The sequence below is a fragment of the Telluria sp. B2 genome (assembly GCF_051789535.1).
GTDB lineage: Bacteria > Pseudomonadota > Gammaproteobacteria > Burkholderiales > Burkholderiaceae_D > Telluria.
Genome location: NZ_CP196525.1, coordinates 5,201,172 through 5,224,180, shown reverse-complemented (window position 1 = coordinate 5,224,180; position 23,009 = coordinate 5,201,172). Strand labels below are relative to the sequence as shown.

The 23,009-nt window shown below is 62.4% G+C and carries 33 protein-coding genes; 32 read left to right on the top strand and 1 reads right to left on the bottom strand.

The genetic code is table 11. The features are described 5' to 3' along the window. The first annotated feature begins 1 nt into the window (after window position 1). The 28 genes from rplD (at window position 2) to dsbD (ending at window position 15,593) form a co-directional block, all read left to right on the top strand. Window positions 2–622, top strand: coding sequence for a 50S ribosomal protein L4 (rplD, locus tag ACSUZJ_RS23110; protein WP_036246292.1), 621 nt, complete (start codon window positions 2–4; stop codon window positions 620–622). Beyond that, on the top strand, window positions 619–936 hold the full coding sequence (gene rplW / locus ACSUZJ_RS23105) for a 50S ribosomal protein L23 (RefSeq protein ID WP_312550063.1): 318 nt from the start codon (window positions 619–621) through the stop codon (window positions 934–936). Before rplD ends, rplW begins: the two co-directional genes overlap by 4 nt. Beyond that, window positions 936–1,763 (top strand): 50S ribosomal protein L2, encoded by an 828-nt coding sequence (rplB, locus tag ACSUZJ_RS23100; protein WP_499411973.1) that lies wholly within the window; start codon window positions 936–938, stop codon window positions 1,761–1,763. Before rplW ends, rplB begins: the two co-directional genes overlap by 1 nt. A 9-nt stretch (window positions 1,764–1,772) precedes the next feature. Then, entirely contained in the window at window positions 1,773–2,048 is a 276-nt protein-coding gene (rpsS, locus tag ACSUZJ_RS23095; RefSeq protein ID WP_136219933.1) for a 30S ribosomal protein S19, read from the top strand. Further along, a complete protein-coding gene (gene rplV / locus ACSUZJ_RS23090; RefSeq protein WP_174348348.1) occupies window positions 2,045–2,377 on the top strand; it encodes a 50S ribosomal protein L22 in 333 nt (110 codons plus the stop codon). The genes rpsS and rplV overlap by 4 nt, the downstream gene beginning before the upstream one ends. An 11-nt stretch (window positions 2,378–2,388) precedes the next feature. Continuing rightward, window positions 2,389–3,183: a 30S ribosomal protein S3 gene (gene rpsC / locus ACSUZJ_RS23085; RefSeq protein WP_499411972.1), complete on the top strand. Its 795-nt coding sequence runs from the start codon at window positions 2,389–2,391 to the stop codon at window positions 3,181–3,183. Window positions 3,184–3,185: 2 nt separating this feature from the next. Next, window positions 3,186–3,605, top strand: a complete 420-nt coding sequence (rplP, locus tag ACSUZJ_RS23080) for a 50S ribosomal protein L16 (protein WP_036246288.1) — start codon at window positions 3,186–3,188, stop codon at window positions 3,603–3,605. A 12-nt stretch (window positions 3,606–3,617) separates the two neighbouring features. Then, window positions 3,618–3,809, top strand: a complete 192-nt coding sequence (rpmC, locus tag ACSUZJ_RS23075; RefSeq protein WP_027867254.1) for a 50S ribosomal protein L29 — start codon at window positions 3,618–3,620, stop codon at window positions 3,807–3,809. After that, window positions 3,806–4,078, top strand: coding sequence for a 30S ribosomal protein S17 (gene rpsQ / locus ACSUZJ_RS23070; RefSeq protein WP_182990706.1), 273 nt, complete (start codon window positions 3,806–3,808; stop codon window positions 4,076–4,078). Before rpmC ends, rpsQ begins: the two co-directional genes overlap by 4 nt. A gap of 232 nt (window positions 4,079–4,310) precedes the next feature. Beyond that, on the top strand, window positions 4,311–4,679 hold the full coding sequence (rplN, locus tag ACSUZJ_RS23065; protein ID WP_211519064.1) for a 50S ribosomal protein L14: 369 nt from the start codon (window positions 4,311–4,313) through the stop codon (window positions 4,677–4,679). A 9-nt stretch (window positions 4,680–4,688) separates the two neighbouring features. Beyond that, on the top strand, window positions 4,689–5,003 hold the full coding sequence (rplX, locus tag ACSUZJ_RS23060; protein ID WP_499411970.1) for a 50S ribosomal protein L24: 315 nt from the start codon (window positions 4,689–4,691) through the stop codon (window positions 5,001–5,003). 4 nt (window positions 5,004–5,007) lie between these two features. After that, window positions 5,008–5,547: a 50S ribosomal protein L5 gene (gene rplE, locus ACSUZJ_RS23055; protein WP_499411969.1), complete on the top strand. Its 540-nt coding sequence runs from the start codon at window positions 5,008–5,010 to the stop codon at window positions 5,545–5,547. 4 nt (window positions 5,548–5,551) lie between these two features. Then, window positions 5,552–5,857 carry a 30S ribosomal protein S14 gene (gene rpsN / locus ACSUZJ_RS23050; RefSeq protein WP_036240351.1) on the top strand — a complete coding sequence of 102 codons (306 nt, stop codon included), beginning with the start codon at window positions 5,552–5,554 and terminating at the stop codon, window positions 5,855–5,857. Window positions 5,858–5,871: 14 nt separating this feature from the next. Further along, window positions 5,872–6,267, top strand: coding sequence for a 30S ribosomal protein S8 (gene rpsH, locus ACSUZJ_RS23045; protein ID WP_312550072.1), 396 nt, complete (start codon window positions 5,872–5,874; stop codon window positions 6,265–6,267). Window positions 6,268–6,276: 9 nt separating this feature from the next. Next, window positions 6,277–6,810, top strand: coding sequence for a 50S ribosomal protein L6 (rplF, locus tag ACSUZJ_RS23040; RefSeq protein WP_499411967.1), 534 nt, complete (start codon window positions 6,277–6,279; stop codon window positions 6,808–6,810). An 11-nt stretch (window positions 6,811–6,821) separates the two neighbouring features. Then, on the top strand, window positions 6,822–7,184 hold the full coding sequence (rplR, locus tag ACSUZJ_RS23035) for a 50S ribosomal protein L18 (protein WP_229437765.1): 363 nt from the start codon (window positions 6,822–6,824) through the stop codon (window positions 7,182–7,184). Window positions 7,185–7,196: 12 nt separating this feature from the next. Beyond that, a complete protein-coding gene (gene rpsE / locus ACSUZJ_RS23030) occupies window positions 7,197–7,715 on the top strand; it encodes a 30S ribosomal protein S5 (protein ID WP_026354944.1) in 519 nt (172 codons plus the stop codon). 11 nt (window positions 7,716–7,726) lie between these two features. After that, window positions 7,727–7,906, top strand: coding sequence for a 50S ribosomal protein L30 (rpmD, locus tag ACSUZJ_RS23025; protein WP_036246278.1), 180 nt, complete (start codon window positions 7,727–7,729; stop codon window positions 7,904–7,906). Window positions 7,907–7,932: 26 nt separating this feature from the next. Continuing rightward, window positions 7,933–8,364, top strand: a complete 432-nt coding sequence (rplO, locus tag ACSUZJ_RS23020) for a 50S ribosomal protein L15 (RefSeq protein WP_312550077.1) — start codon at window positions 7,933–7,935, stop codon at window positions 8,362–8,364. A 28-nt stretch (window positions 8,365–8,392) separates the two neighbouring features. Next, window positions 8,393–9,727, top strand: a complete 1,335-nt coding sequence (gene secY / locus ACSUZJ_RS23015) for a preprotein translocase subunit SecY (protein WP_499411966.1) — start codon at window positions 8,393–8,395, stop codon at window positions 9,725–9,727. 20 nt (window positions 9,728–9,747) lie between these two features. After that, window positions 9,748–9,966: a translation initiation factor IF-1 gene (infA, locus tag ACSUZJ_RS23010; RefSeq protein ID WP_005663428.1), complete on the top strand. Its 219-nt coding sequence runs from the start codon at window positions 9,748–9,750 to the stop codon at window positions 9,964–9,966. A gap of 32 nt (window positions 9,967–9,998) precedes the next feature. After that, window positions 9,999–10,112, top strand: coding sequence for a 50S ribosomal protein L36 (gene rpmJ / locus ACSUZJ_RS23005; RefSeq protein WP_005663407.1), 114 nt, complete (start codon window positions 9,999–10,001; stop codon window positions 10,110–10,112). A gap of 12 nt (window positions 10,113–10,124) precedes the next feature. Further along, a complete protein-coding gene (gene rpsM, locus ACSUZJ_RS23000; protein WP_499411964.1) occupies window positions 10,125–10,490 on the top strand; it encodes a 30S ribosomal protein S13 in 366 nt (121 codons plus the stop codon). 14 nt (window positions 10,491–10,504) lie between these two features. Further along, the gene (gene rpsK, locus ACSUZJ_RS22995; protein ID WP_027867243.1) at window positions 10,505–10,915 is read left to right on the top strand and encodes a 30S ribosomal protein S11; all 411 of its coding nucleotides are present in this window, start codon (window positions 10,505–10,507) and stop codon (window positions 10,913–10,915) included. Between the two features lie 223 nt (window positions 10,916–11,138). After that, window positions 11,139–11,762 (top strand): 30S ribosomal protein S4, encoded by a 624-nt coding sequence (rpsD, locus tag ACSUZJ_RS22990; RefSeq protein WP_499411963.1) that lies wholly within the window; start codon window positions 11,139–11,141, stop codon window positions 11,760–11,762. A 144-nt stretch (window positions 11,763–11,906) separates the two neighbouring features. Then, on the top strand, window positions 11,907–12,884 hold the full coding sequence (locus ACSUZJ_RS22985) for a DNA-directed RNA polymerase subunit alpha (protein WP_026354946.1): 978 nt from the start codon (window positions 11,907–11,909) through the stop codon (window positions 12,882–12,884). Window positions 12,885–13,064: 180 nt separating this feature from the next. Then, window positions 13,065–13,460, top strand: coding sequence for a 50S ribosomal protein L17 (gene rplQ, locus ACSUZJ_RS22980; RefSeq protein ID WP_005663400.1), 396 nt, complete (start codon window positions 13,065–13,067; stop codon window positions 13,458–13,460). 147 nt (window positions 13,461–13,607) lie between these two features. Then, entirely contained in the window at window positions 13,608–15,593 is a 1,986-nt protein-coding gene (gene dsbD, locus ACSUZJ_RS22975; RefSeq protein WP_499411961.1) for a protein-disulfide reductase DsbD, read from the top strand. 136 nt (window positions 15,594–15,729) lie between these two features. On the opposite strand, the gene ACSUZJ_RS22970 is transcribed toward dsbD, so the two are convergent. Then, window positions 15,730–16,263 (bottom strand): Spy/CpxP family protein refolding chaperone, encoded by a 534-nt coding sequence (locus tag ACSUZJ_RS22970; protein ID WP_499411960.1) that lies wholly within the window; start codon window positions 16,261–16,263, stop codon window positions 15,730–15,732. A gap of 199 nt (window positions 16,264–16,462) precedes the next feature. Between ACSUZJ_RS22970 and ACSUZJ_RS22965 the strand changes: the two genes are divergently transcribed. The 4 genes from ACSUZJ_RS22965 to ACSUZJ_RS22950 all read left to right on the top strand — a co-directional run bounded on the left by ACSUZJ_RS22965 (window position 16,463) and on the right by ACSUZJ_RS22950 (window position 22,993). Then, a complete protein-coding gene (locus tag ACSUZJ_RS22965) occupies window positions 16,463–17,191 on the top strand; it encodes a response regulator (RefSeq protein WP_499411959.1) in 729 nt (242 codons plus the stop codon). After that, window positions 17,188–18,546, top strand: a complete 1,359-nt coding sequence (locus tag ACSUZJ_RS22960) for an ATP-binding protein (protein ID WP_499411958.1) — start codon at window positions 17,188–17,190, stop codon at window positions 18,544–18,546. Before ACSUZJ_RS22965 ends, ACSUZJ_RS22960 begins: the two co-directional genes overlap by 4 nt. A 98-nt stretch (window positions 18,547–18,644) precedes the next feature. Then, window positions 18,645–19,844 (top strand): efflux RND transporter periplasmic adaptor subunit, encoded by a 1,200-nt coding sequence (locus ACSUZJ_RS22955; RefSeq protein ID WP_499411957.1) that lies wholly within the window; start codon window positions 18,645–18,647, stop codon window positions 19,842–19,844. Further along, the gene (locus ACSUZJ_RS22950) at window positions 19,841–22,993 is read left to right on the top strand and encodes an efflux RND transporter permease subunit (protein ID WP_499411955.1); all 3,153 of its coding nucleotides are present in this window, start codon (window positions 19,841–19,843) and stop codon (window positions 22,991–22,993) included. Before ACSUZJ_RS22955 ends, ACSUZJ_RS22950 begins: the two co-directional genes overlap by 4 nt. The last annotated feature ends 16 nt before the right edge of the window (window positions 22,994–23,009 follow it).

Below are 23,009 nucleotides of genomic sequence, written 5' to 3'. Positions count from 1 at the left end.
TATGGAACTTCAGCTCCTGAATGAGCAAGGTCAAGCTGGCGCCGGCGTTGCCGCCGCCGATACCGTGTTCGGCCGCGAATACAACGAAGCCCTGATTCACCAGGTCGTGGTCGCCTACGCTGCTAACGCACGCAGCGGCAACCGCAAGCAGAAAGACCGTGAAGAAGTCAGCCACACCACGAAGAAGCCATGGCGCCAGAAGGGCACCGGCCGCGCTCGTGCTGGTATGTCGTCGTCGCCTCTGTGGCGCGGCGGTGGTCGCATCTTCCCGAACACCCCGGACGAGAACTTCTCGCACAAGGTCAACAAGAAGATGTTCCGCGCAGGTATCTGCTCGATCTTCTCGCAGCTGGCCCGCGAAGGCCGTCTGAACGTTGTCGAAAACCTGTCGATCGAAGCTCCGAAGACCAAGCTGCTGTCGCAAAAGCTGCAGGGCATGGGCCTGGAATCGGTCCTGGTGATCACCGACACCATCGATGAAAACCTGGAACTGGCATCGCGTAACCTGCCGAACGTGCTGGTCGTCGAGCCGAAAGCGGCTGACCCGATGTCGCTGGTGTTCTACAAGAAAGTCCTGGTCACCAAAGCTGCTCTGGCCAAGATCGAGGAGATGTACGCATGAGCACCGCAATCAAATTTAGCGAAGAGCGCCTGATGAAGGTGCTGCTGGCTCCGGTCATTTCCGAGAAGGCCACCTTCGTCGCGGAAAAGAACGAGCAGATCGTGTTCAAGGTTCTGCCGGACGCGACCAAGCCAGAAATCAAGGCTGCCGTCGAGCTGCTGTTCAAAGTCGAAGTGGAATCGGTGCAGACCGTGAACCGCGAAGGCAAGCAGAAGCGCGCAGGCCGCTTCACCGGTCGCCGCAACCACACCAAGCGCGCTTTCGTGTGCCTGAAGCCAGGCCAGGAAATCAATTTTGTCGAGGAGGCTAAATAATGGCACTCGTTAAGATGAAGCCAACCTCCCCAGGCCGCCGCGGCATGGTGAAGGTTGTGAACGCCGACCTGTACAAAGGTCGTCCGTTCGCAGCCCTGGTTGAGAAGAAATCGAAGACTGCTGGCCGTAACAACAACGGCCACATCACCACCCGCCACATCGGCGGTGGTCACAAGCAACACTACCGCCTGGTCGACTTCAAGCGCAACAAGGACGGTATCCCGGCCAAGGTCGAGCGTATTGAATACGACCCGAACCGCAGCGCGCACATCGCTCTGGTGTGCTACGCCGACGGTCACCGCGCGTACATCATCGCCACCAAGGGCATGGCTGTGGGCGACACCGTCATGAACGGCTCGGAAGCGCCGATCAAGTCGGGTAACTGCCTGCCGATCCGTAACATCCCGGTCGGTACCACCATGCACTGCGTCGAAATGCTGCCAGGTAAGGGTGCCCAGATGGCCCGTACCGCCGGCGCCGCCGTAGTCCTGATGGCCCGTGAAGGCACCTACGCCCAGGTTCGCCTGCGCTCGGGTGAAGTGCGCCGCGTGCACATCGAGTGCCGCGCGACGGTTGGCGAAGTCGGCAACGGCGAGCACAACCTGCGCAAGATCGGTAAAGCTGGTGCAATGCGCTGGCGCGGTGTTCGTCCGACCGTTCGCGGTGTGGTCATGAACCCGATCGACCACCCGCACGGTGGTGGTGAAGGCCGTACGGCTGCCGGTCGTCATCCGGTGTCGCCATGGGGCCAGCAGACCAAGGGCAAGAAGACGCGTTCGAACAAGCGCACTTCGTCGATGATCGTCTCGCGCCGCGGCAAGAAATAAGGATAAATCATGACTCGTTCATTGAAAAAAGGGCCGTTCGTTGACGCCCACCTGGTGAAGAAAGTCGAAGCCGCGCAAGCGACCAAAGACAAGAAGCCAGTCAAAACCTGGTCGCGCCGCTCGACGATCACTCCGGACTTCATCGGTCTGACGATCGCTGTCCACAACGGCAAGCTGCACGTGCCGGTGTACGTCTCGGAGAACATGGTCGGCCACAAGCTCGGCGAATTCGCGCTGACCCGTACGTTCAAGGGCCACGCCGCTGACAAGAAGGCGAAAAAATAATGGAAACTAAAGCTATCCTCAAAGGCGTGCGCCTGTCGGAACAGAAGGGCCGCCTCGTTGCAGACCTGATCCGTGGCAAGAAAGTTGACGCAGCACTCAACATTCTGCAGTTCAGCCCGAAGAAGGGCGCGACCATCATCAAGAAGGTTCTGGAGTCGGCCATCGCCAACGCGGAACACAATGACGGCGCGGACATCGACGAGCTGAAGGTCACCCAGATCTACGTCGAAAAGGGCCCGATCCTGAAGCGCTTCACCGCACGTGCGAAGGGCCGCGGCGATCGTATTTCGAAACAATCCTGTCACATCTACGTGACTGTCGGTAACTAAGGGGTCACACGATGGGTCAGAAAATCCACCCAACCGGCTTCCGCCTGGCGGTCACCCGTAACTGGGCATCGCGCTGGTACGCTGGCAACGGCAACTTCGCCGACATGCTGAAGGAAGACCTGGAAGCTCGCGCTTTCCTGAAGAAGAAGCTGAAGAACGCTTCGGTCGGTCGCATCGTCATCGAGCGTCCTGCCAAGAACGCGCGCTTCACCGTGTTCAGCTCGCGTCCGGGCGTCGTCATCGGCAAGAAGGGCGAAGACATCGAAGTGCTGAAGTCGTCGCTGACGAAGATCATGGGCGTGCCGGTCCACGTGAACATCGAAGAAATCCGCAAGCCGGAAATCGATGCGCAACTGATCGCCGACTCGATCTCGCAGCAGCTCGAAAAGCGCATCATGTTCCGTCGCGCCATGAAGCGCGCGATGCAGAACGCGATGCGTCTGGGCGCGCAAGGCATCAAGATCATGTCGTCGGGCCGTCTGAACGGTATCGAGATCGCACGTACCGAATGGTACCGCGAAGGCCGTGTGCCTCTGCACACCCTGCGCGCCGACATCGACTACGGCACCAGCGAAGCATCGACCACCTACGGCATCATCGGCGTCAAGGTCTGGGTCTACAAGGGCGATCGTTCGGCAACGGGCGAAGCACCAGTGATCGACACCCCGGCCGACGAGAAAAAGCCGCGCGGTCCGCGTCGTGACGACGGCAAGCCGGCAGGCCGCGGCCGTCCGGGCGCCAAACCAGGAGCCGCTCCAGCAGGTCGTCGCGCCGCTGCCAAGCCGGCTGAGAAAGCAGGAGAATAAAGATGCTGCAGCCATCCCGCAGAAAGTATCGTAAAGAGCAGAAGGGCCGTAACACCGGCATTTCGCACACCCGCGGCACCTCGGTGTCGTTCGGCGAATTCGGCCTGAAGGCAGTCGCCCGCGGCCGTATCACCGCACGCCAGATCGAAGCGGCTCGTCGTGCGATGACCCGTCACATCAAGCGTGGCGGCCGTATCTGGATCCGTATCTTCCCGGACAAGCCGATTTCGAACAAGCCGGCCGAAGTCCGTATGGGTAACGGTAAAGGTAATCCGGAATACTACGTCGCCGAAATCCAGCCAGGCAAAGTCCTGTACGAGATGGACGGCGTCGCAGAAGAACTGGCGCGCGAAGCATTCCGCCTGGCCGCTGCCAAACTGCCGCTGGCAACCACCTTCGTGGTGCGCCAAGTCGGCCAATAACAGGAGTTGAATATGAAAGCATCGGAACTCCGCGGCAAGGACCAGGAAGCGCTGCAGAAGGAGCTGAATGAGCTGCTGAAGGCCCAGTTCGGCCTGCGCATGCAAATCGCTACCCAGCAGCTGGGCAATACCGCGCAGCTCAAGAAAGTACGTCGCGACATCGCGCGTGTGAAGACTGTGATGAACTCGAAGGAAGCCAAATGAACGACACCACTAAAACGGCGCTGAAGCGTACGCTGGTCGGCAAGGTCGTGTCCGACAAAATGGACAAGACGGTCACCGTCCTGATCGAGCGTCACGTGAAGCACCCGCTGTACGGCAAGATCATCGTGCGTTCGAACAAGTATCACGCGCACGACGAGACCAACCAGGCCAAGACCGGCGACACGGTCGAGATCTCGGAAGGTCGCCCGATCTCGAAGACGAAGGCTTGGACCGTGACCCGTGTTGTGCAGGTCGCACAGGTCATCTAAAGCCTGAAAATTTGTCTTGCGGGGCCCGCTGGTATCTGAGATACTAGCGGGCTTCGTTCATGTGTTGCCGCAGTTTGTCCCCCTCGGTAACTGCGGCCTGTGCGAAGCTTATTGGAAAGTCCAATCACCCAATCGGACGTTCATGCATTGAACGGACGGCGGGACCAAGACTGACCGCAGGCCTACGGTACGCCGTGGGGTTTCTTCGGCTTAAGTTGGGAAAGAAAATACTATGATTCAAACTGAAAGCCGGCTCGAAGTGGCCGACAACACCGGTGCGAAAGAAGTACTGTGCATCAAGGTGTTGGGCGGCTCCAAGCGCCGTTATGCGAGCATTGGCGACATCATCAAGGTAACCGTCAAGGTTGCTGCGCCACGTGGTCGTGTCAAAAAAGGTGAAATTTATAACGCTGTGGTTGTGCGTACCGCCAAAGGTGTGCGCCGCCAAGACGGCTCCCTGGTGAAGTTCGACGGCAATGCCGCTGTCCTGCTGAATTCCAAGCTGGAACCGATCGGTACCCGTATCTTCGGACCGGTGACGCGCGAGCTGCGTACCGAAAAGTTCATGAAGATCGTGTCCCTGGCACCTGAAGTTCTGTAAGGAGTCGCAATGGATAAGATTCGTAAAAACGACGAAGTCATCGTTTTGGCCGGTAAAGACAAGGGCAAGCGTGGCGTGGTTTCGCGTCGCGTCGACGCCGAGCACGTGATCGTCGAAGGCGTGAACGTGGCCAAGAAGGCCGTCAAGCCGAACCCGATGACCGGCGTCACTGGTGGTATCGTCGACAAGGCGATGCCGATTCACGTCTCCAACGTCGCGCTGTTCAACGCCGCGACCGGCAAGGCTGACCGCGTAGGCTTCAAAGACCAGGACGGCAAGAAAGTCCGTGTCTACAAGTCCTCCGGCGAAGTTGTGAAGGTTTAAGATCATGGCCCGTCTCCAACAATTCTACAAAGAAAAAGTCGTCGCTGACCTGACCGAAAAATTCGGCTACAAGTCGGTGATGGAAGTGCCGCGCCTGACCAAGATCACCCTGAACATGGGTCTGTCGGAAGCAGTTGCTGACAAGAAGGTCATCGAACACGCAGTGGGCGACCTGACCAAGATCGCCGGCCAGAAGCCGGTCGTCACCAAGGCACGCAAGGCAATCGCAGGTTTCAAGATCCGCGAAGGCTACCCGATCGGTACGATGGTGACCCTGCGCGGCAACCGCATGTACGAGTTCCTGGACCGCTTCATCACCGTGGCCCTGCCGCGCGTGCGTGACTTCCGCGGTGTCAATGGCAAGTCGTTCGACGGCCGTGGCAACTACAACATCGGCGTCAAAGAGCAGATCATTTTCCCGGAAATCGATTACGACAAGATCGACGCGCTGCGTGGCATGAACATCTCGATCACCACCACCGCTAAGACCGACGAAGAAGCCAAAGCGCTGCTCGCCGCCTTCAAATTCCCGTTCAGGAACTAAGAGCATGGCAAAACTTGCACTGATTAACCGCGAACAGAAGCGTGCAGACCTGGTGGAGAAATTCGCCGCAAAGCGTGCAGCTCTGAAAGCAATCATTGACGACCAGTCGAAGACCGAAGAAGAGCGTTACGAAGCGCGCCTGAAGCTGCAGGCCCTGCCGCGTAATTCGGCCCCGACCCGCCAGCGTAACCGCTGCGCCATGACCGGCCGTCCACGTGGCACTTTCCGTAAATTCGGTCTTGCCCGCACCAAACTCCGCGAATTCGCCATGAAAGGCGAAATCCCGGGTATGACCAAAGCTAGCTGGTAATAGGAGAACAAGCAATGAGTATGAGCGATCCTATCGCCGATATGCTGACCCGCATTCGCAACGCACAAACTGTCCAGAAAACCACGGTCGCAATGCCGTCGTCGAAAGTCAAGGTTGCGATCGCCAACGTCCTGAAGGACGAGGGTTACATTGAAGATTTCGCCGTGACCACCGAAGGTGGCAAGTCGGAACTGAAAATCGGTTTGAAGTATTACACCGGCCGTCCGGTCATCGAGCGCATCGAGCGCGTGTCCCGTCCTGGCCTGCGCATCTACAAGGGCAAGAACGAAATCCCGTCGGTCATGAATGGCCTGGGCGTGGCAATCGTCTCGACCCCGCAAGGCGTGATGACCGATCGCAAAGCACGTGCTACCGGCGTCGGTGGCGAAGTGCTGTGCTACGTGGCTTAAGGAGTAGACATGTCTCGAGTAGCTAAGATGCCAATCGCTGTCCCAGCTGGCGCCGAAGTGGCGATCACTGCAGCAGCGATCACGGTCAAAGGCCCACTGGGCACCCTGACCCAGCCGCTGAACGGCCTGGTCAAGGTAGAAAACAACAACGGCACGCTGACGTTCGACGTGGTGGACGATTCGCGTGAATCGAACGCCATGTCGGGCACCCTGCGCGCCCTGGTCAACAACATGGTTACCGGCGTCACCAAGGGCTTCGAGAAGAAGCTGAACCTGGTGGGCGTGGGCTACAAGGCAGCTGTGCAGGGCAACGCCCTGAACCTGTCGCTGGGCTTCTCGCACCCGGTGCTGCACGCGATGCCGGAAGGCGTCACCGCGGTCACCCCGACCCCGACCGAAATCGTGATCAAAGGTATTGATCGCCAAAAGGTCGGCCAGGTCGCCGCTGAAGTGCGCGCTTACCGCTCGCCTGAGCCTTACAAGGGCAAGGGTGTCCGTTATTCGGACGAAGTGGTGAAGCTTAAAGAAACCAAGAAGAAATAATCGGAGCTGACATGGACAAGAAACAATCGCGTCTGCGTCGCGGACGCCAAACCCGCATCAAGATCGCCCAGCTGGGCGTGAATCGCCTGTCGATTCACCGCACCAACCTGCACATCTATGCGAACCTGATCAGCCCGGATGCGAAGGTCCTGGTTTCGGCTTCGACGCTGGAAGCAGAAGTGCGCGCTGAGCTCGGTGGCAAGAGCGGTGCAGGCGGTAACGCCGCCGCTGCTGCCCTGGTTGGCAAGCGCGTCGCAGAAAAAGCACTGAAAGCAGGGATCACCGAAGTCGCGTTCGACCGTTCGGGTTTCCGTTACCACGGCCGTGTGAAGGCGCTGGCAGATGCCGCGCGTGAAGCCGGTCTGAAGTTCTAAGGAAGAATCGTCATGGCAAAAATGCAAGCGAAAATGGCAAGCGACAAGCCGGATGATGGCATGCGCGAAAAAATGATCGCGATCAACCGCGTCACCAAGGTGGTGAAGGGTGGTCGTATCATGGGTTTTGCAGCGCTGACCGTTGTCGGTGACGGCGATGGCCGCATCGGCATGGGTAAAGGCAAGTCGAAGGAAGTTCCTGTCGGCGTGCAAAAAGCGATGGAAGAAGCCCGCCGCAACCTGATCAAGGTGCCCCTCAAGAACGGTACGCTGCACCACACCGTTACCGGTCGTCACGGCGCATCGCGCGTCATGATGTCGCCGGCCAAGCCGGGTACCGGCGTGATCGCTGGTGGCGCAATGCGCGCTATCTTCGAGGTGATGGGCGTGACCGACGTGGTCGCCAAGTCGACCGGTTCGTCGAACCCGTACAACCTGGTTCGCGCGACCCTCGACGGTCTGGCAAAAATGAGCACTCCGGCTGACATCGCTGCCAAGCGCGGCAAGTCGGTTGAAGACATCCTGGGTTAAGGGGAACAAACATGGCAAACACTGTCAAAGTCAAGCTCGTCAAGGGCCTGATCGGTACCCGTCAGGATCACCGTGCCACCGTGCGCGGCCTGGGTCTGCGTCGTGTCAACTCGGTTTCCGAGCTGCAGGACACCCCATCCGTGCGTGGCATGATCAACAAAGTCGCGTACCTCGTTAAAGTTGTCTCGTAAGCGACAGCTTACGTACGGAGAAATCAATGGAACTCAATACCATTCAACCTGCTGACGGCGCCAAGCACGCGAAGCGTCGCGTCGGCCGCGGTATCGGCTCCGGCCTGGGCAAGACCGCCGGTCGCGGTCACAAGGGTCAGAAATCGCGTTCGGGCGGCTTCCACAAAGTCGGCTTCGAAGGCGGCCAGATGCCTCTGCAGCGTCGTCTGCCGAAGCGCGGCTTCAAGTCGCTCAACGCCACCTTCAAGGCTGAAGTCCGTCTGTCGGACCTGAACGCCCTGGCCGTCGGCGATGTCGACATCCTGGTGCTGAAGCAAGCAGGCATCCTGCCGGTGGTGGCACGCGACGTGCGCGTCATCCTGTCGGGCGAGATCACCAAAGCGGTGAACCTCAAGGGCCTGAAAGCCACCGCGGGCGCGAAAGCGGCCATCGAAGCAGCTGGCGGTTCGGTCGCCTAAAGCGGCCGCTGCCTGATCGGAGCAAAAATTGGCGACTAATTCACAACTTGGTAAAAGCGCCGCCGCCGGCTTCCCCTGGGGTCGGCTGTGGTTTTTGCTTGGCGCATTGGTCGTGTACCGCATCGGTGCTCACATCCCGGTTCCCGGGATCGACCCGGTAGCGCTGGCGTCACTGTTCAAGCAGAACGAAGGCGGCATCCTGGGCATGTTCAACATGTTCTCGGGTGGTGCATTGTCCCGCTTTACCGTGTTCGCACTCGGGATCATGCCCTACATTTCGGCTTCGATCATCATGCAGCTGGCGTCGATCGTCGTGCCGCAGCTGGAAACGCTGAAGAAGGAAGGCGAAGCAGGGCGCCGCAAGATCACCCAGTACACCCGCTACGGCACGGTGGCACTGGCTCTGTTCCAGGCGTTCGGCATCGCCGTCGCGCTCGAGGCCCAGCCGGGTCTCGTGCTCGACCCCGGCATGGCATTCCGCTTCGTCACGGTCGTGACCCTGCTCACCGGCACCATGTTCCTCATGTGGCTGGGCGAGCAGATCACCGAGCGTGGTCTGGGCAACGGCATTTCGATCATCATTTTCGCCGGTATCGCAGCCGGTCTGCCGTCGGCGCTGGGTGGCCTGTTCACCCTGGTTTCGAACGGTTCGATCAGCAGCATTGCCGCGATCATTATCGTCATCCTGGTAGTTGCGGTTACGTATGCCGTCGTGTTCGTTGAACGCGGACAGCGCAAGATCCTCGTGAATTATGCCAAGCGCCAAGTCGGCAACAAGGTGTACGGTGGCCAAACCAGTCACCTGCCCCTGAAGCTGAACATGGCCGGCGTGATCCCGCCGATCTTCGCCTCCTCGATCATCCTGTTCCCGGCGACGATCGTTGACTGGTACACGCGAGGCAAGGACTCCAGCGGCCCCTTCATCGGGTTCCTGAAGGACCTGGCTGCTTCGCTGGCGACCGGTGAACCGATCCACGCGTTGCTGTATGCGGTGGCGATTGTGTTCTTCTGCTTCTTCTACACCGCGCTGGTATTCAACAGCAAGGAAACGGCGGACAACTTGAAGAAGAGCGGCGCGTTTGTTCCGGGCATCCGTCCGGGCGAGCAGACCGCACGCTACATCGACAAGATCCTGATGCGCCTGACCCTGGCCGGTGCAGTCTATATCACCCTGGTGTGCCTGGTGCCGGAGTTCCTGCAGTCGTTCTGGAAAGTTCCTTTCTATTTCGGCGGCACGTCGCTCCTGATCATCGTGGTGGTGACGATGGACTTCATGGCACAAGTGCAGAACTACGTCATGTCGCAGCAATATGAATCGCTGCTGCGCAAGGCGAATTTCAAGGGTGGGATTCCGACGCGATAAGCGGGGAGTACATAGACCGAATGGCAAAAGACGACGTCATCCAAATGCAAGGTGAGATTCTCGAGAATCTCCCAAATGCGACATTTCGCGTAAAGCTGGAAAACGGGCATGTGGTCCTGGGGCATATCTCGGGTAAAATGCGGATGAACTATATCCGCATTCTCCCGGGCGACAAGGTAACGGTGGAACTGACCCCGTACGACCTGTCCCGGGCACGCATCGTATTCCGCACCAAGTAAAAATATTCAAGTTATCAGGAAGAGAGTGCAAAATGAAAGTTAATGCTTCAGTCAAGCGGATCTGCCGCAACTGCAAGATCATCAAGCGCAAGGGCGTGGTCCGCGTGATCTGCGTCGAGCCGCGTCACAAGCAGCGTCAAGGTTAAGAGGAATAACGAATGGCACGTATTGCAGGGGTTAACATCCCAAATCATCAGCACACTGTTATCGGCCTGACGGCGATCTACGGTATTGGCCGCCCGCGCTCGCAGAAGATCTGCGCTGCGACCGGTATCGCGACCAACAAGAAGGTCAAGGACCTCGACGATAACGAACTCGAGAAGCTGCGCGACGAAGTTGCGAAGTTTGTCGTGGAAGGCGATCTGCGCCGCGAACTGTCCATGAACATCAAGCGTCTGATGGACCTGGGTTGCTACCGCGGCATGCGTCACCGCAAGGGCCTGCCAGTGCGCGGCCAGCGCACCCGTACCAATGCCCGTACCCGCAAAGGTCCGCGCAAGGCCGCTCAATCGCTGAAGAAATAATCTAGGAATAGACCATGGCTAAGCAACAAAGCAGCGCAGCAGCGGCAGCAGCCCGCGCACGCAAGAAAGTCAAGAAGAATGTGGCTGAGGGCATCGCCCACGTCCACGCTTCGTTCAACAACACCATCATCACGATCACCGACCGCCAGGGCAACGCCCTGTCGTGGGCGACGTCGGGTGGCGCAGGCTTCAAGGGCTCGCGCAAATCGACCCCGTTCGCGGCACAGGTCGCTGCTGAAGCAGCCGGCAAGGTCGCGCAGGAAAGCGGCGTGAAGAACCTGGAAGTGCGCATCAAGGGCCCTGGCCCTGGCCGTGAATCGGCTGTGCGCGCGCTGAACAACCTGGGCATCAAGATCACCGAGATCCAGGACGTGACGCCGGTTCCGCACAACGGCTGCCGTCCGCCGAAGCGTCGTCGTATCTAAGACAAGCGGCGGGTTCGCCCGCCCTTTGTTGCAGATACCCGTCGCGGTATCAAATACGCCGGTGCAGTAGCCCGATTTCGGGTATACTGCCCGGCTATTCTCGCCTCGAATCCCGGTTCGGGGCGTTCTTTCAGCCACGTCCGCTCGATATCGGGTCGGACTAGCGCCTGCCGCATCGCTTGCGATGCCTCCGGGGCGTGATTAATACATCAAAGGATTCAACGTGGCACGTTATATCGGACCAAAAGCAAAACTGTCGCGCCGTGAAGGCACCGACCTGTTCCTGAAGAGCGCACGTCGCTCGCTCGACTCGAAGTGCAAACTGGACGTCAAGCCAGGCCAGCACGGCGTGAAGTCGGGTGCTCGCACCTCGGACTACGGCAACCAGCTGCGTGAAAAGCAGAAGGTCAAGCGCATGTACGGCGTGCTGGAGCGCCAGTTCCGCCGCTACTTCGCAGAAGCATCGCGCCGCAAGGGCAACACCGGTGAGACCCTGCTGAAGCTGCTGGAAGCCCGCCTGGACAACGTCGCTTACCGCATGGGCTTCGGCTCGACCCGCGCCGAAGCGCGCCAGCTGGTCAGCCACAAGGCATTCACCGTCAACGGTAACGTCGTGAACATCGCTTCGTACCAGGTCAAGGCTGGCGACGTCATCGCCGTGCGCGAAAAGGCCAAGAAGCAGACCCGCATCATCGAAGCGCTGTCGCTGGCTGAACAAGTCGGCATGCCGAGCTGGGTCTCGGTCGACGCCAAGAAGATGGAAGGCACCTTCCGTTCGTTCCCGGAGCGTAACGAGATCGCCGCCGACGTCAACGAAGCACTGATCGTCGAACTGTACTCGCGTTAATCGAAGAAGAAGGCAGGTTCCCCTCGCATGGCGATCGGAACCTGCTTTTTACGTTTCTGCTTCGCAGAATCGTCGTAACACCTCTATACACATGCCATCAGCCTTATCGGTGTAACGAGCCGAGGGTATTGAAAAGGACATTTCATGCAAAATAGTTTGTTGAAGCCACGTATTATCGATGTCGAAGCGCTCGGCGCCGGTCACGCCAAAGTCGTGATGGAGCCGTTCGAACGTGGTTACGGCCACACGCTGGGCAACGCGCTGCGTCGCGTGCTGCTGTCGTCGATGATCGGCTACGCGCCGACCGAAGTGACGATCGCTGGCGTCGTGCACGAGTATTCGTCGCTGGACGGCGTGCAGGAAGACGTCGTCGACCTGCTGCTGAACCTGAAGGGCGTCGTGTTCAAGGTGCACAACCGCGACTCCGTCACCCTGACCCTGAAGAAGGAAGGCGAAGGCGCAGTCCTGGCATCGGACATCGACCTGCCGCATGACGTGGAACTGATCAACCCGGATCACGTGATCGCTCACCTGACCGCCGGTGGCAAGCTGGACATGCAGATCAAGGTCGAGAAGGGCCGTGGCTACGTGCCGGGCAACGTCCGCCGCCTGTCGGAAGACACCAACAAGACGATCGGCCGCATCATCCTGGACGCATCGTTCTCGCCGGTCCGTCGCGTTTCGTACGCCGTGGAATCGGCTCGTGTCGAACAGCGTACCGACCTCGACAAGCTGATCATCAACATCGAGACCAACGGCGTCATCACCCCGGAAGAAGCGATCCGCCAGTCGGCACGCGTCCTGGTTGACCAGCTGAACGTCTTCGCCGCGCTGGAAGGCACGGAAGCGGCCGCAGAAGCACCGTCGCGTGCTCCGCTGGTCGATCCAATCCTGCTGCGTCCGGTCGACGATCTGGAACTCACGGTCCGTTCGGCAAACTGCCTGAAGGCCGAGAACATCTACTACATCGGCGACCTGATCCAGCGTTCGGAAAACGAGCTGCTCAAGACCCCGAACCTGGGCCGCAAGTCGCTCAACGAAATCAAGGAAGTCCTCGCTTCGCGCGGCCTGACCCTGGGTATGAAGTTGGAAAACTGGCCGCCTGCAGGTCTGGAGAAGTAATAGCATTCACCCGAAAGTACACACCTACTTTCGGGTGGGATCAGTCAAAAAGGACTGGCAAAGCCAGATCCTTTTTGAATGACAAAACCGTAGTAACCAACCTTAACTGAACCGGTCCGCGGTCATGCTCCGGCATGAACGATCGAAGAACTGGAATTTATACACTCGAAAGGAAGTACCATGCGTCACCGTCACGGCCTCCGTAAGCTGAACCGTACCTCGTCCCACCGCCTGGCAATGCTGCGCAACATGACCGTTTCGCTGCTGCGTCACGAAGCCATCAAGACCACCGTGCCGAAAGCCAAGGAACTGCGTCGCGTCATCGAGCCGATCCTGACCCTGGGCAAGACCGACACCCTGGCCAACAAGCGCCTGGCATTCGCCCGCCTGCGCGATCGCGAAATGGTGCAGAAGCTGTTCGCCGAACTCGGCCCGCGTTACGCCAACCGCAACGGCGGCTACCTGCGCATCCTGAAAATGGGTTTCCGCGTGGGCGACAATGCGCCGATGGCCTACGTCGAACTGCTGGACCGTCCGGAAGTGACCTCGGCTGAAGAAGCACCGACCGCCGAGTAATCGCTCCTTGCGACAAGAAAAACCAGGCCTCGCGCCTGGTTTTTTTTCGCCTGTCGCAAGCGCTCGGCGAGCGCGCCAGGGTGGGATTACCCATCGGCACGCAGCCGGTGTACCATTCGGCTGCGCAGTATTCAATCAAAGGAAGTCATGTCCCGTTCTCGCCTTCATGCAGCCCCGGCTGCAATCCCGGCGCCTCTGCTCGCCGTGCTGTCGCTGCTGTTCCTGTTCTGTGCCTTGCTCGCCACGCCGAGCCGCGCCGCCGACGACTTCCTCGATCCGGCCATCGCCTTCAAGTTCTCGGCGCGCATGGAGGGGGACAGCACGGCCGTGGTCACCTACGACATCGCCCCGGGCTACTACATGTACCGCGAGCGCTTCGCTTTCACGGCGCGCGGCGCGAAGCTGGGCACGCCCGAGATCCCGCCGGGCAAGGTGAAGTACGACGAGACCTTCCAGAAGGACGTCGAGACCTACAAGGGCGCGGTGACGATCCGCATCCCGGTCGAGGGCAACGGGCCCTTCACCCTGACTGCGACCAGCCAGGGCTGCGCCGATGCCGGCCTGTGCTATCCGCCGCAGGAAGCGAGCGCGCAGCTGGCCGCCGGCGGCGCCGCACCGCAGATGAGCCTGCCGAGCGGCAGCGCGAACGCGCCCGCGCCTGGCTTCCTGTCGTCCAGTCCGCAGAACGAGGGCAACACCGGCGCCGCCGCTCGCCTCGGCCTGCCCGCCGACGCCGCACCGGCGGTCGACATGCCTGCGCAGGCTGCCGCGGGGCAGGGGGCTGCGCAGTCGCCGGCCGCGACGGCACCGGAGGAGTCCGTCAGCGTCGCCCCAAGCGCTCTCAGCAGCACCCCGGCCGCAAAGGCCGATCGACCTTCTGAGCTTTCCGGCATCAATTCGATCCTGCACGGAGGCCGCCTGCTCGCCATCGTGCCGGCGTTTATCCTGCTCGGCCTGGGCCTGGCCTTCACGCCCTGCGTGCTGCCGATGGTGCCGATCCTGTCCTCGATCATCGTGGGCGAGGGCGGCAAGGTGCGCCGTTCGCGCGGCTTTGTCCTGTCGCTGACCTATTCGCTCGGCATGGCCATCGTCTACACGCTGCTCGGCGTCGCGGCCGGCCTGGTCGGCGAGGGCCTGGCCGCCGCGCTGCAGAATCCCTGGGTGCTCGGCGCGTTCGCGATCCTGATCGTCGCGATGGCAATGTCGATGTTCGGCTTCTACGAGCTGCAGGTGCCGGCGGCGGTGCAGACGAAACTCGCCGGCGTCTCGGGCCGCCAGGCATCCGGCAAGCTCGCCGGCGTGTTCGCCATGGGCGCGATCTCGGCCCTGATCGTCGGTCCCTGCGTGGCCGCGCCCCTGGCCGGCGCCCTGGTCTACATCAGCCAGACGCGCGACGTGCTGATCGGCGGCGCCGCGCTGTTCTCGATGGCCCTCGGCATGAGCATCCCGCTGCTGCTGGTCGGCGTGTCGGCCGGTTCCCTGCTGCCGCGCGCGGGTGCATGGATGGAATCCGTGAAACGCTTCTTCGGCGTGCTGATGCTGGGCATGGCCCTGTGGCTGGTGTCGCCGGTGCTGCCGCCAGCCGCGCAGATGATCCTGTGGGCGGCGCTCCTGCTCGGCTACGGCGCGTATCTGCTGCGCCGGCGCGGACACTGGGCCGCGCTGGCCTTTGGCGCCGCCTTCGGCGTCCTGGGCGCGATGCAGCTGGTCGGCGTGGCCAGCGGAGGCCGCGATCCGCTCGCGCCGCTGGCCCACCTGACCGGCACGCAACAGCAGCACCTCGCATTCAAGCGCGTGAAGACCGTGGACGAACTGGACGCGGCGCTCGCCGCGCTCGGCGGCAAGACCGCCATGCTCGACTTCTATGCCGACTGGTGCGTCTCCTGCAAGGAGATGGAGAAACTGACCTTCGTCGATCCCCAGGTGCAGGCCAAGCTCGCCAATACCGTGCTGCTGCAGGTCGACGTGACGGCCAACGACGCCCACGACAAGGCGATGCTCAAGCGTTTTGGCCTGTTCGGGCCGCCGGGGATCATCTTCTTCGACAGGAATGGCGCCGAGATCGCGGACAGCCGGGTGATCGGCTACCAGAATGCGCAGAAATTTTTGGTGTCGCTGGAGCGCCTGGACTGATCCGGACTTGCCGGGCTTGCGCGAGGCGTGCCGAGCGCGTAAGCCGTACCGCGTGGGCATGGGTGTCCACCCGACGAGAAAGCGAAAAAAGGGATGCCGAGGCATCCCTTTTGCATTCAACCGAAAGCCGAACCGTTCAGCTCTGCAGCGCTGCGCCACGCTGACCGTGGTGGCCGCCGTGACCGCGGTGCTTGCCGAAGCCGCCGCGCATGGCCTGGCTGTCGAACACCTTTTTCTGCTCGGGCGTGAGCACGGCGTAGAAGTTGTTCAGGGCGGCCAGGCGCGCTTCCATGCGCGCGGTGCGCTGCTTCTGGCGCTCGATCATGCGCTCCATGCGCTGCGGCGCCGGCAGGGCCGCGAATTTCGCACGCTCGCCGGGGTCACGTGCTTGCGGGCGCTGGGCCGGTTTGCCGGCGGCGACGAAGGCGGCGAAAGCCGGTTCCTGCTGGGCGGTGAGCTTCAGGTCGGCGCGCAACTTGGCTTCGCGCTGGGCCTGGCGCTCGGCGCGTTTTGCCTGGCGCTCGGCCTTGTGTGCGGCGCGCTGCTCGGCGCTGACGGCGTGGCCATGGCGGCCTTCCGGCGCGGGAGCGGTGGTGGTCTGGGCGACGGCGGCGCCGGCGATGCCGAGGGCGGCGAAAGCGACCAGGATGTTCTTGCGGAGGGTGTTCATGTGATGTCCTTTGGGTGTGTGAGTCAGTCGGTTGTGTGCGGTAACTGCTCGCTGCACGGGACCTATCATCGCCAAAAAATGTAAGCCCAGCGTGTCCCCTGCCAAGCACTTTGTATCAATATGTTTCCTTCCCGAATCCATATACATACCGATACAAATGTGCTGTTCAGGGCCCTTTTAAGTAAGGATAATTGCGGCTATGGATAATCCCTCTACCATTCTCATCGTCGACGACGACCGCGACATTCGCCAGCTGCTGGCCGATTACCTGGAGTCGAACGGCTACCGCGCGCTCGCCGCGGGTGACGGCAGCGCGATGTGGAAGATCCTCGACGAGTCGCGCCCCGACCTGATCGTGCTCGACCTGAACCTGCCTGGTGACGACGGCCTGACCCTGTGCCGCAAACTGCGCGCCACCTCGACCCTGCCGGTCATCATGCTGACCGCACGCAACGAGCCGCTCGGCCGCATCCTCGGCCTTGAAATGGGCGCCGACGACTACCTGCCGAAACCCTTCGAGCCGCGCGAACTGCTGGCGCGTATCCGCAGCGTGCTGCGCCGCTCGCACGCCATGCCGTCGAATGCCCCGGCCGAGAACGTGCAACAGATGCGCTTCTCGGGCTGGACGCTGGACCTCACCGCGCGCCACCTGGTCAATCCGGACGGCATCGTCATCATGCTCTCGGGCGCCGAGTTCCGCCTGCTGCGCGTGTTCCTCGAACACCCGAACCGGGTGCTGAACCGCGACCAGCTGCTCAACCTCACCCAGGGCCGCGACGCCGACCCCTTCGACCGCTCGATCGACATCCAGATCAGCCGCCTGCGCCAGAAGCTGGGCGAGGACGCGCGCATGCCGCAGATTATCAAGACCGTGCGTAACGGTGGCTACGTGCTGGCCGGCCAGGTGACCGTGGAGCCGACTGCGTGAAAGCATTCCTCGGCTCGATGACGGGCCGTGTCTTCATCACCCTGCTGCTCGGGATCCTGATCTCGGGCGCGCTGACCCAGCTGATGGCCGACAACGAGCGCCAGCGCGTGCTGGAGCACGCGCGCGACCAGAACCTGATCGAACGCGCCGAGCAGCTGATCATGGCCACCGAGATCGTGCCGGCCTCGGCGCGCCGCGCCTACCTGGCGGTCGCGAACCGTCCGGGGCTGCTGCTCGAGGTCGGCGAGCCGCGTCCGCTGGCGAAAAGCGCCAGCGAGTTCGCCGAGACCCTGGCCGAGCGCCTCGGCGCCGGCTACCAGATCGTCTCGGCCGATTCGCGTCCGCCGGCCTGCGAGAGCCCGCCCCGCATTCCCCAGTTGTACGGCCTGCTGTCGGCGCGCTGGCGCGGCGCCTGCGAATACCTGAACGTGCGCCTGCGCGACGGCGAAGCGCTGCGCCTGTCGGTGCTGCCGCCGCGCGGGCCCGTGAACGACGACACCGACTACCGCGCCGTGATCGTCCTGTTTTTTGTCAGCATCGCCTTCCTCGCCTACCTGGTCGCGCGCATGACTACGCGACCGCTCAAGCAGCTCGCCCTGGCCGCCCAGGAACTGGGCAACGACATCAACCGCCCCCCGCTCGACCTCACCGGCGCCAGCGAGATCCGCCAGGCCAGCGCCGCCTTCAATGCGATGCAGGCGCGCATCCGCCAGTACATCTTCCAGCGCACGCAGATGCTGGCCGCCATCACCCACGACCTGCAGACGCCGCTCACGCGCATGCGCCTGCGCCTGGAAAAGGTGGCCGACGCCGAGCTGCAGGAGCGCCTGATCGGCGACCTGTCGGCGATGCAGGCCATGGTGCGCGAGGGACTGGAACTGGCGCGCAGCATGGACACCAGCGAGAACATGCAGATGCTCGACCTCGATTCGCTGCTCGATTCCGTGTGCGACGATGCTGCCGACGCCAACCAGCCGGTCACGCTCAACGGCCGCGCCGGCATGGCGATCCTCGGCCGTCCGCTCGACCTGCGCCGCTGCCTGGGCAACCTGATCGACAATGCGGTCAAGTACGGCCGCGAGGCGAACGTGACGGTCGACCGCGTGAACGGCGCGGCGCGCATCCGCGTGCGCGACAGCGGTCCCGGCATTCCGCCAGCCGAGCAGGCGCGCGTATTCGATCCTTTCTACCGTGTCGAGACCTCGCGCTCGCGCGAATCCGGCGGTACCGGCCTGGGCCTGACCATCGCCCGCAATATCGCCGGGCGGCACGGCGGCAGCATCTCCCTGGCCAACCACCCGGAAGGCGGCCTGGAAGTCACGTTGATGCTGCCGGAGTACTATCCTGGTAAATAAGTTGGGAAACAAGACTGTCACACGCGGGCGCCATACTGCGTGGAACGCATCGTTGAATTGATTGATAAAGCCGCCGGCACTGGCGGCAAGGGACCTGAATGAAAAAGAATACTCTCGCAGCCGTTGCCGTCATTGTCGCCATCGGCGCAGGAAGCGCCTGGTACATGAGCCGCGGCGCGCATGCCGAAGGGGAAGCAGGCAAGGGCGCTCCCGCCGGTGCCGCCAACGGCGGACCCGGCGGTGGGCAAGCTCCTGTCGTCGTGAACGTGGTCGCGCCCCGTCGCCAGGACGTCGGCGTCGACGTCGCCGCCAACGGCACCGTGAGCCCGAAGCAGACCGTCGACCTGCGTCCACAAACGACCAGCACCATCCGCGAAGTGCACATCCGCGAAGGCCAGTTCGTCAAGGCCGGCCAACTGATGTTCTCGCTCGACGACCGCAGCGACCGCGCCAACGTGGCCAAGGCCCAGGCCGAGGTCGCGCGCGGGAAGGCCACGCTGGCCGACCTCGAGCGCCAGTACAAGCGCAGCCAGGAACTGGTGGCACAGAAATTCCTGGCGCAGAGCGCGGTCGATACGCTGCAGAGCCAGGTAGAGGCAGCACGGGCTGCCCTGGCAGCGAGTGTTGCCTCGGTTCGTGCCTCCCAAGTCAGCGCCAGCTATACCGCGATCCGCGCCCCGATGTCGGGCCGCGTCGGCGCCATCAACGTCTATCCGGGCAGCCTGGTGCAGCCGACCACCTCGCTGACCACCATCACCCAGCTCGACCCGATCGACGTCGCCTTCACGCTGCCGGAGTCTTCCCTGGGCGCGCTGCTGGCCGCCCAGAAGCAGGGCAAGGTCGCGGTCGAGGCCAGCACCGGCGGCGACGCCAAGCCGGTCCTTGGCGAACTGATTTTCGTGGACAACACGGTCGACCCGACCACCGGCACCATCCGCGTCAAGGCGCAATTCGGCAATGCCGACGGCCTGCTGTGGCCAGGACAATACGTGAACACCCGCGTCACGGTACGCACGATCAAGGATGCGGTCGTGATTCCGCAAAATGCGATTATCATCAACGCCCAGGGCACCTTCGTCTACGTGGTCGAAAAGGGTGGCACGGCGCGCCTGGCGCCGATCCAGCGCCAGCACACCTTCGGCCTGAACGCGGCAGTGACTGGCCTGTCCGGCAACGAGCAGGTCATCACCGAAGGCAAGCAGAATCTGCGTCCGGGCGGCAAGGTCAAGCTGGCCGCCGGGGCGCCGGACCGAGCGAAACCGCAAGGCGCACCTGCGCGCAAGGGTGAACAGGCATGAACCTGTCGGAACTGTGTATCCGCCGTCCGGTGATGGTGGTCCTGCTGTCGATCAGCCTGGTGCTGGTCGGCATCCTGGCCTACATGCACATCCCGGTCGCGGCGCTGCCGAGCTATAACACGCCGGTCATCAACGTCAACGCCAACCTGCCTGGCGCCAGCCCCGAGACCATGGCGTCCTCGGTTGCGCTGCCGCTCGAGAAGCAGTTCTCGACCATCGCCGGCATCAAGCTCATCACCTCGACGAATACCCAGGGCAACACCTCGCTGACGCTCGAGTTCGACACCTCGATCGACGTCGACAAGGCCGCGGTCGACGTCCAGGCCGCGCTGCTGGCCGCCCAGCGCCAGTTGCCGCTGGAGATGACCGACCTGCCGTCCTACCGCAAGATCAATCCGGCCGACGCCCCGATCCTGTTCATGCACATGACCTCGCCGTCGATGAACCTGTCGGAGCTGAACGACTACGCCGAGAACATGGTCTCGCCGGCGATCTCGACCCTGCCGGGCGTGGCCCAGGTCACGGTAAATGGCGGCAAGCGCTTTGCCGTGCGCGTGCGCGCCCGTTCCGACCTGATGAACGCACGGAATATCTCGATGGACGAGCTGGCTACCGCACTGCGCGCCGCCAACTCCAACACCCCGCTGGGCGTCCTCGACGGTCCGCAGCAGACCCTCACCATCCAGGGCGGCGGCCAACTGATGAAGGCGGCCGACTTTGCCAAGCTCATCGTCGCCACCCGCGACGGCCTGCCGGTGCGCCTGGATGAAGTGGCCCAGGTCGAAGACAGCTACCAGTCGGTGAAAGCCGCGGGCAGCCTGAACGGCGAGCGCTCGATCGTGCTGATGGTGCAGCGCCAGCCGAACGCGAACACCGTGCAGGTGGTCGACGCCGTGCGCAACCTGATGCCGAAATTCGAGACCCAGTTGCCGGCCTCGATCAAGATCCACCTCGTCAACGACCGCTCGGTCTCGATCCGCGAAGCGATCCACGACGTCAACCTGACCCTCGCCGGCACCGTCGTGCTGGTCATCCTGGTGATCTTCCTGTTCCTGCACCGCCTGACCGCGACCCTGATCCCGGCGGTGACGGTGCCGATCTCGCTGCTGGGCGCGCTGTCGCTGCTGTATGCCTTCGGCTACAGCCTCGACAATATTTCCTTGCTCGGCATCACGCTGGCGGTCGGCCTGGTGGTCGACGACGCCATCGTGGTGCTGGAAAACATCGTGCGCCACATGGAGATGGGCAAGAAGCCCTTCCACGCCGCCCTGGTCGGCTCGCGCGAAATGGGCTTCACCATCGTCTCGATCTCGATCTCGCTGGTGGCCGTGTTCATTCCGATCTTCTTCATGCCGGGCGTGATCGGCCTGCTGTTCCGCGAATTCGCCGTGATCGTCGGTCTCGCGGTGCTGGTGTCGGCGGCGGTGTCGCTGACCCTGGTGCCGATGATGTGCTCGCGCCTGATCAAGCACGGCGGCCACGTCGAACCGCACGAGATGTCCTGGGTCGGCCGCCGTTTCGAAGCCATGTTCACCAGCGTGCGCGACGCCTATGCGCGCACCCTGGACAAGGCGCTGCGTCACCGCTTCCTGGTGCTGATGCTGGCGGTCGGCACCTTTGCCCTGACCGCGATCCTGTACATGAGCATGCCCAAAGGCTTTTTCCCCGAGGAAGACATCGGCCAGATCCGCGTGACCGTCGAAGCCTCGGAAGACACGTCCTCGCAGGCCATGATGGCGCTGCAGGAGAAGGTCGGCGACATCATGCGCGCCAACAAGAGCGTGCAGAACGTGACCTCCTTCGTGGGCGGCGGAAACACGGGCCGCATGTTCCTGGTACTGGTGCCGCGCAGCGAGCGTCCCGCGATGCCGATCGTGCTCGATGAACTGCGCAAGGCGACCCGCAGCGTCGCCGGGGTGCAGGTCTACATGTCGCCGGTGCAGAACCTGCAGCTGGGCGGACGTCCGAGCAAGAGCCGTTACCAGTACAGCCTGCAGAGCGTGTCGGGCGGCGAGATCGGCAGCTGGGCCGAGCAGTTCCTCGAGCGCATGCGCGCCGATCCGAAATTCCGCGACGTCACCAGCGATTCGCAGAACAAGGGCCTGCAGGCCACGCTCGACATCGACCGCGACAAGGCCGCCCTGCTGGGCGTGAACATGGCCGACGTGCGCACCGTGCTGTACGCCAACTTCGGCGAGCGCCAGGTCTCGACCATCTATTCGACCGCGGCCAGCTACTACGTGATCCTGGAGGCGGCGGAAGCCGACCGCTACTTCGACGACGCCCTGGCGCGCGTGTCGGTGCGCGCGAAGTCGGGTGAACTCGTAAAACTGTCGAGCTTTGCCAGCGTGCGCCGCACGGTCGGCCCGATCGCCGTCAACCACCAGGGGCAATTGCAGGCGATCACGCTCGCCTTCAACCTGGCGCCCGGCGTGCCGCTGGGCGACGCCACCGCCGCCATCGAGCAGATGAAGGTCGACATGAAACTGCCGGCCTCGGTCATCACCAACTATGGCGGCGACGCGGCGGTGTTCCAGGACACCCAGTCGAGCCAGCTGATCCTGATCCTCACCGCGATCGGCGTCATCTACGTGCTGCTGGGCGTGCTCTACGAGAGCTACATCCACCCGCTGACCATTCTCGCCGGCCTGCCGTCGGCGGCGGTGGGGGCGCTGGTGACGCTGTGGATCTTCGACATGGACCTGACCCTGATCGCCATGATCGGCATCCTGATGCTGATCGGTATCGTCAAGAAGAACGCGATCATGATGATCGACTTCGCGCTCGACGCCCAGAGGAATGCCGGCATGACCCCGGTCGAGGCGATCCGCGAGGCCTGCATCCTGCGCTTCCGCCCGATTCTGATGACCACGCTGGCGGCGATGATGGGTGCGCTGCCGATCGCGCTGGGCATCGGCGCCGGCGCCGAGCTGCGCCAGCCGCTGGGCCTGGCGGTGGTGGGCGGCCTGATCTTCTCGCAGGTGATCACGCTCTACATCACGCCGGTCATCTACCTGTACCTCGACAAGTACAGCGGCAGCGGCCCGATGACCGATGTCGACATCGCGGCGCACGAGGCGGCGCACGCGCCGGCACATGGGGCGCCTCATCCCTCCAGCCCCACGGTTTCGCTGCACAAGATCGGTTGAAACACAATGTAACAAC

Excerpts from the sequence above, each read along its gene's own strand:
- rplD (WP_036246292.1), top strand. The coding sequence starts at position 2 with ATGGAACTTCAGCTCCTGAATGAGCAAGGTCAAGCTGGCGCCGGCGTT.
- rplW (WP_312550063.1), top strand. The coding sequence starts at position 619 with ATGAGCACCGCAATCAAATTTAGCGAAGAGCGCCTGATGAAGGTGCTG.
- rplB (WP_499411973.1), top strand. The coding sequence starts at position 936 with ATGGCACTCGTTAAGATGAAGCCAACCTCCCCAGGCCGCCGCGGCATG.
- rpsS (WP_136219933.1), top strand. The coding sequence starts at position 1,773 with ATGACTCGTTCATTGAAAAAAGGGCCGTTCGTTGACGCCCACCTGGTG.
- rpsC (WP_499411972.1), top strand. The coding sequence starts at position 2,389 with ATGGGTCAGAAAATCCACCCAACCGGCTTCCGCCTGGCGGTCACCCGT.
- rplP (WP_036246288.1), top strand. The coding sequence starts at position 3,186 with ATGCTGCAGCCATCCCGCAGAAAGTATCGTAAAGAGCAGAAGGGCCGT.
- rpmC (WP_027867254.1), top strand. The coding sequence starts at position 3,618 with ATGAAAGCATCGGAACTCCGCGGCAAGGACCAGGAAGCGCTGCAGAAG.
- rpsQ (WP_182990706.1), top strand. The coding sequence starts at position 3,806 with ATGAACGACACCACTAAAACGGCGCTGAAGCGTACGCTGGTCGGCAAG.
- rplN (WP_211519064.1), top strand. The coding sequence starts at position 4,311 with ATGATTCAAACTGAAAGCCGGCTCGAAGTGGCCGACAACACCGGTGCG.
- rplX (WP_499411970.1), top strand. The coding sequence starts at position 4,689 with ATGGATAAGATTCGTAAAAACGACGAAGTCATCGTTTTGGCCGGTAAA.
- rplE (WP_499411969.1), top strand. The coding sequence starts at position 5,008 with ATGGCCCGTCTCCAACAATTCTACAAAGAAAAAGTCGTCGCTGACCTG.
- rpsN (WP_036240351.1), top strand. The coding sequence starts at position 5,552 with ATGGCAAAACTTGCACTGATTAACCGCGAACAGAAGCGTGCAGACCTG.
- rpsH (WP_312550072.1), top strand. The coding sequence starts at position 5,872 with ATGAGTATGAGCGATCCTATCGCCGATATGCTGACCCGCATTCGCAAC.
- rplF (WP_499411967.1), top strand. The coding sequence starts at position 6,277 with ATGTCTCGAGTAGCTAAGATGCCAATCGCTGTCCCAGCTGGCGCCGAA.
- rplR (WP_229437765.1), top strand. The coding sequence starts at position 6,822 with ATGGACAAGAAACAATCGCGTCTGCGTCGCGGACGCCAAACCCGCATC.
- rpsE (WP_026354944.1), top strand. The coding sequence starts at position 7,197 with ATGGCAAAAATGCAAGCGAAAATGGCAAGCGACAAGCCGGATGATGGC.
- rpmD (WP_036246278.1), top strand. The coding sequence starts at position 7,727 with ATGGCAAACACTGTCAAAGTCAAGCTCGTCAAGGGCCTGATCGGTACC.
- rplO (WP_312550077.1), top strand. The coding sequence starts at position 7,933 with ATGGAACTCAATACCATTCAACCTGCTGACGGCGCCAAGCACGCGAAG.
- infA (WP_005663428.1), top strand. The coding sequence starts at position 9,748 with ATGGCAAAAGACGACGTCATCCAAATGCAAGGTGAGATTCTCGAGAAT.
- rpmJ (WP_005663407.1), top strand. The coding sequence starts at position 9,999 with ATGAAAGTTAATGCTTCAGTCAAGCGGATCTGCCGCAACTGCAAGATC.
- rpsM (WP_499411964.1), top strand. The coding sequence starts at position 10,125 with ATGGCACGTATTGCAGGGGTTAACATCCCAAATCATCAGCACACTGTT.
- rpsK (WP_027867243.1), top strand. The coding sequence starts at position 10,505 with ATGGCTAAGCAACAAAGCAGCGCAGCAGCGGCAGCAGCCCGCGCACGC.
- ACSUZJ_RS22985 (WP_026354946.1), top strand. The coding sequence starts at position 11,907 with ATGCAAAATAGTTTGTTGAAGCCACGTATTATCGATGTCGAAGCGCTC.
- rplQ (WP_005663400.1), top strand. The coding sequence starts at position 13,065 with ATGCGTCACCGTCACGGCCTCCGTAAGCTGAACCGTACCTCGTCCCAC.
- dsbD (WP_499411961.1), top strand. The coding sequence starts at position 13,608 with ATGTCCCGTTCTCGCCTTCATGCAGCCCCGGCTGCAATCCCGGCGCCT.
- ACSUZJ_RS22970 (WP_499411960.1), bottom strand. The coding sequence starts at position 16,263 with ATGAACACCCTCCGCAAGAACATCCTGGTCGCTTTCGCCGCCCTCGGC.
- ACSUZJ_RS22965 (WP_499411959.1), top strand. The coding sequence starts at position 16,463 with ATGGATAATCCCTCTACCATTCTCATCGTCGACGACGACCGCGACATT.
- ACSUZJ_RS22955 (WP_499411957.1), top strand. The coding sequence starts at position 18,645 with ATGAAAAAGAATACTCTCGCAGCCGTTGCCGTCATTGTCGCCATCGGC.
- ACSUZJ_RS22950 (WP_499411955.1), top strand. The coding sequence starts at position 19,841 with ATGAACCTGTCGGAACTGTGTATCCGCCGTCCGGTGATGGTGGTCCTG.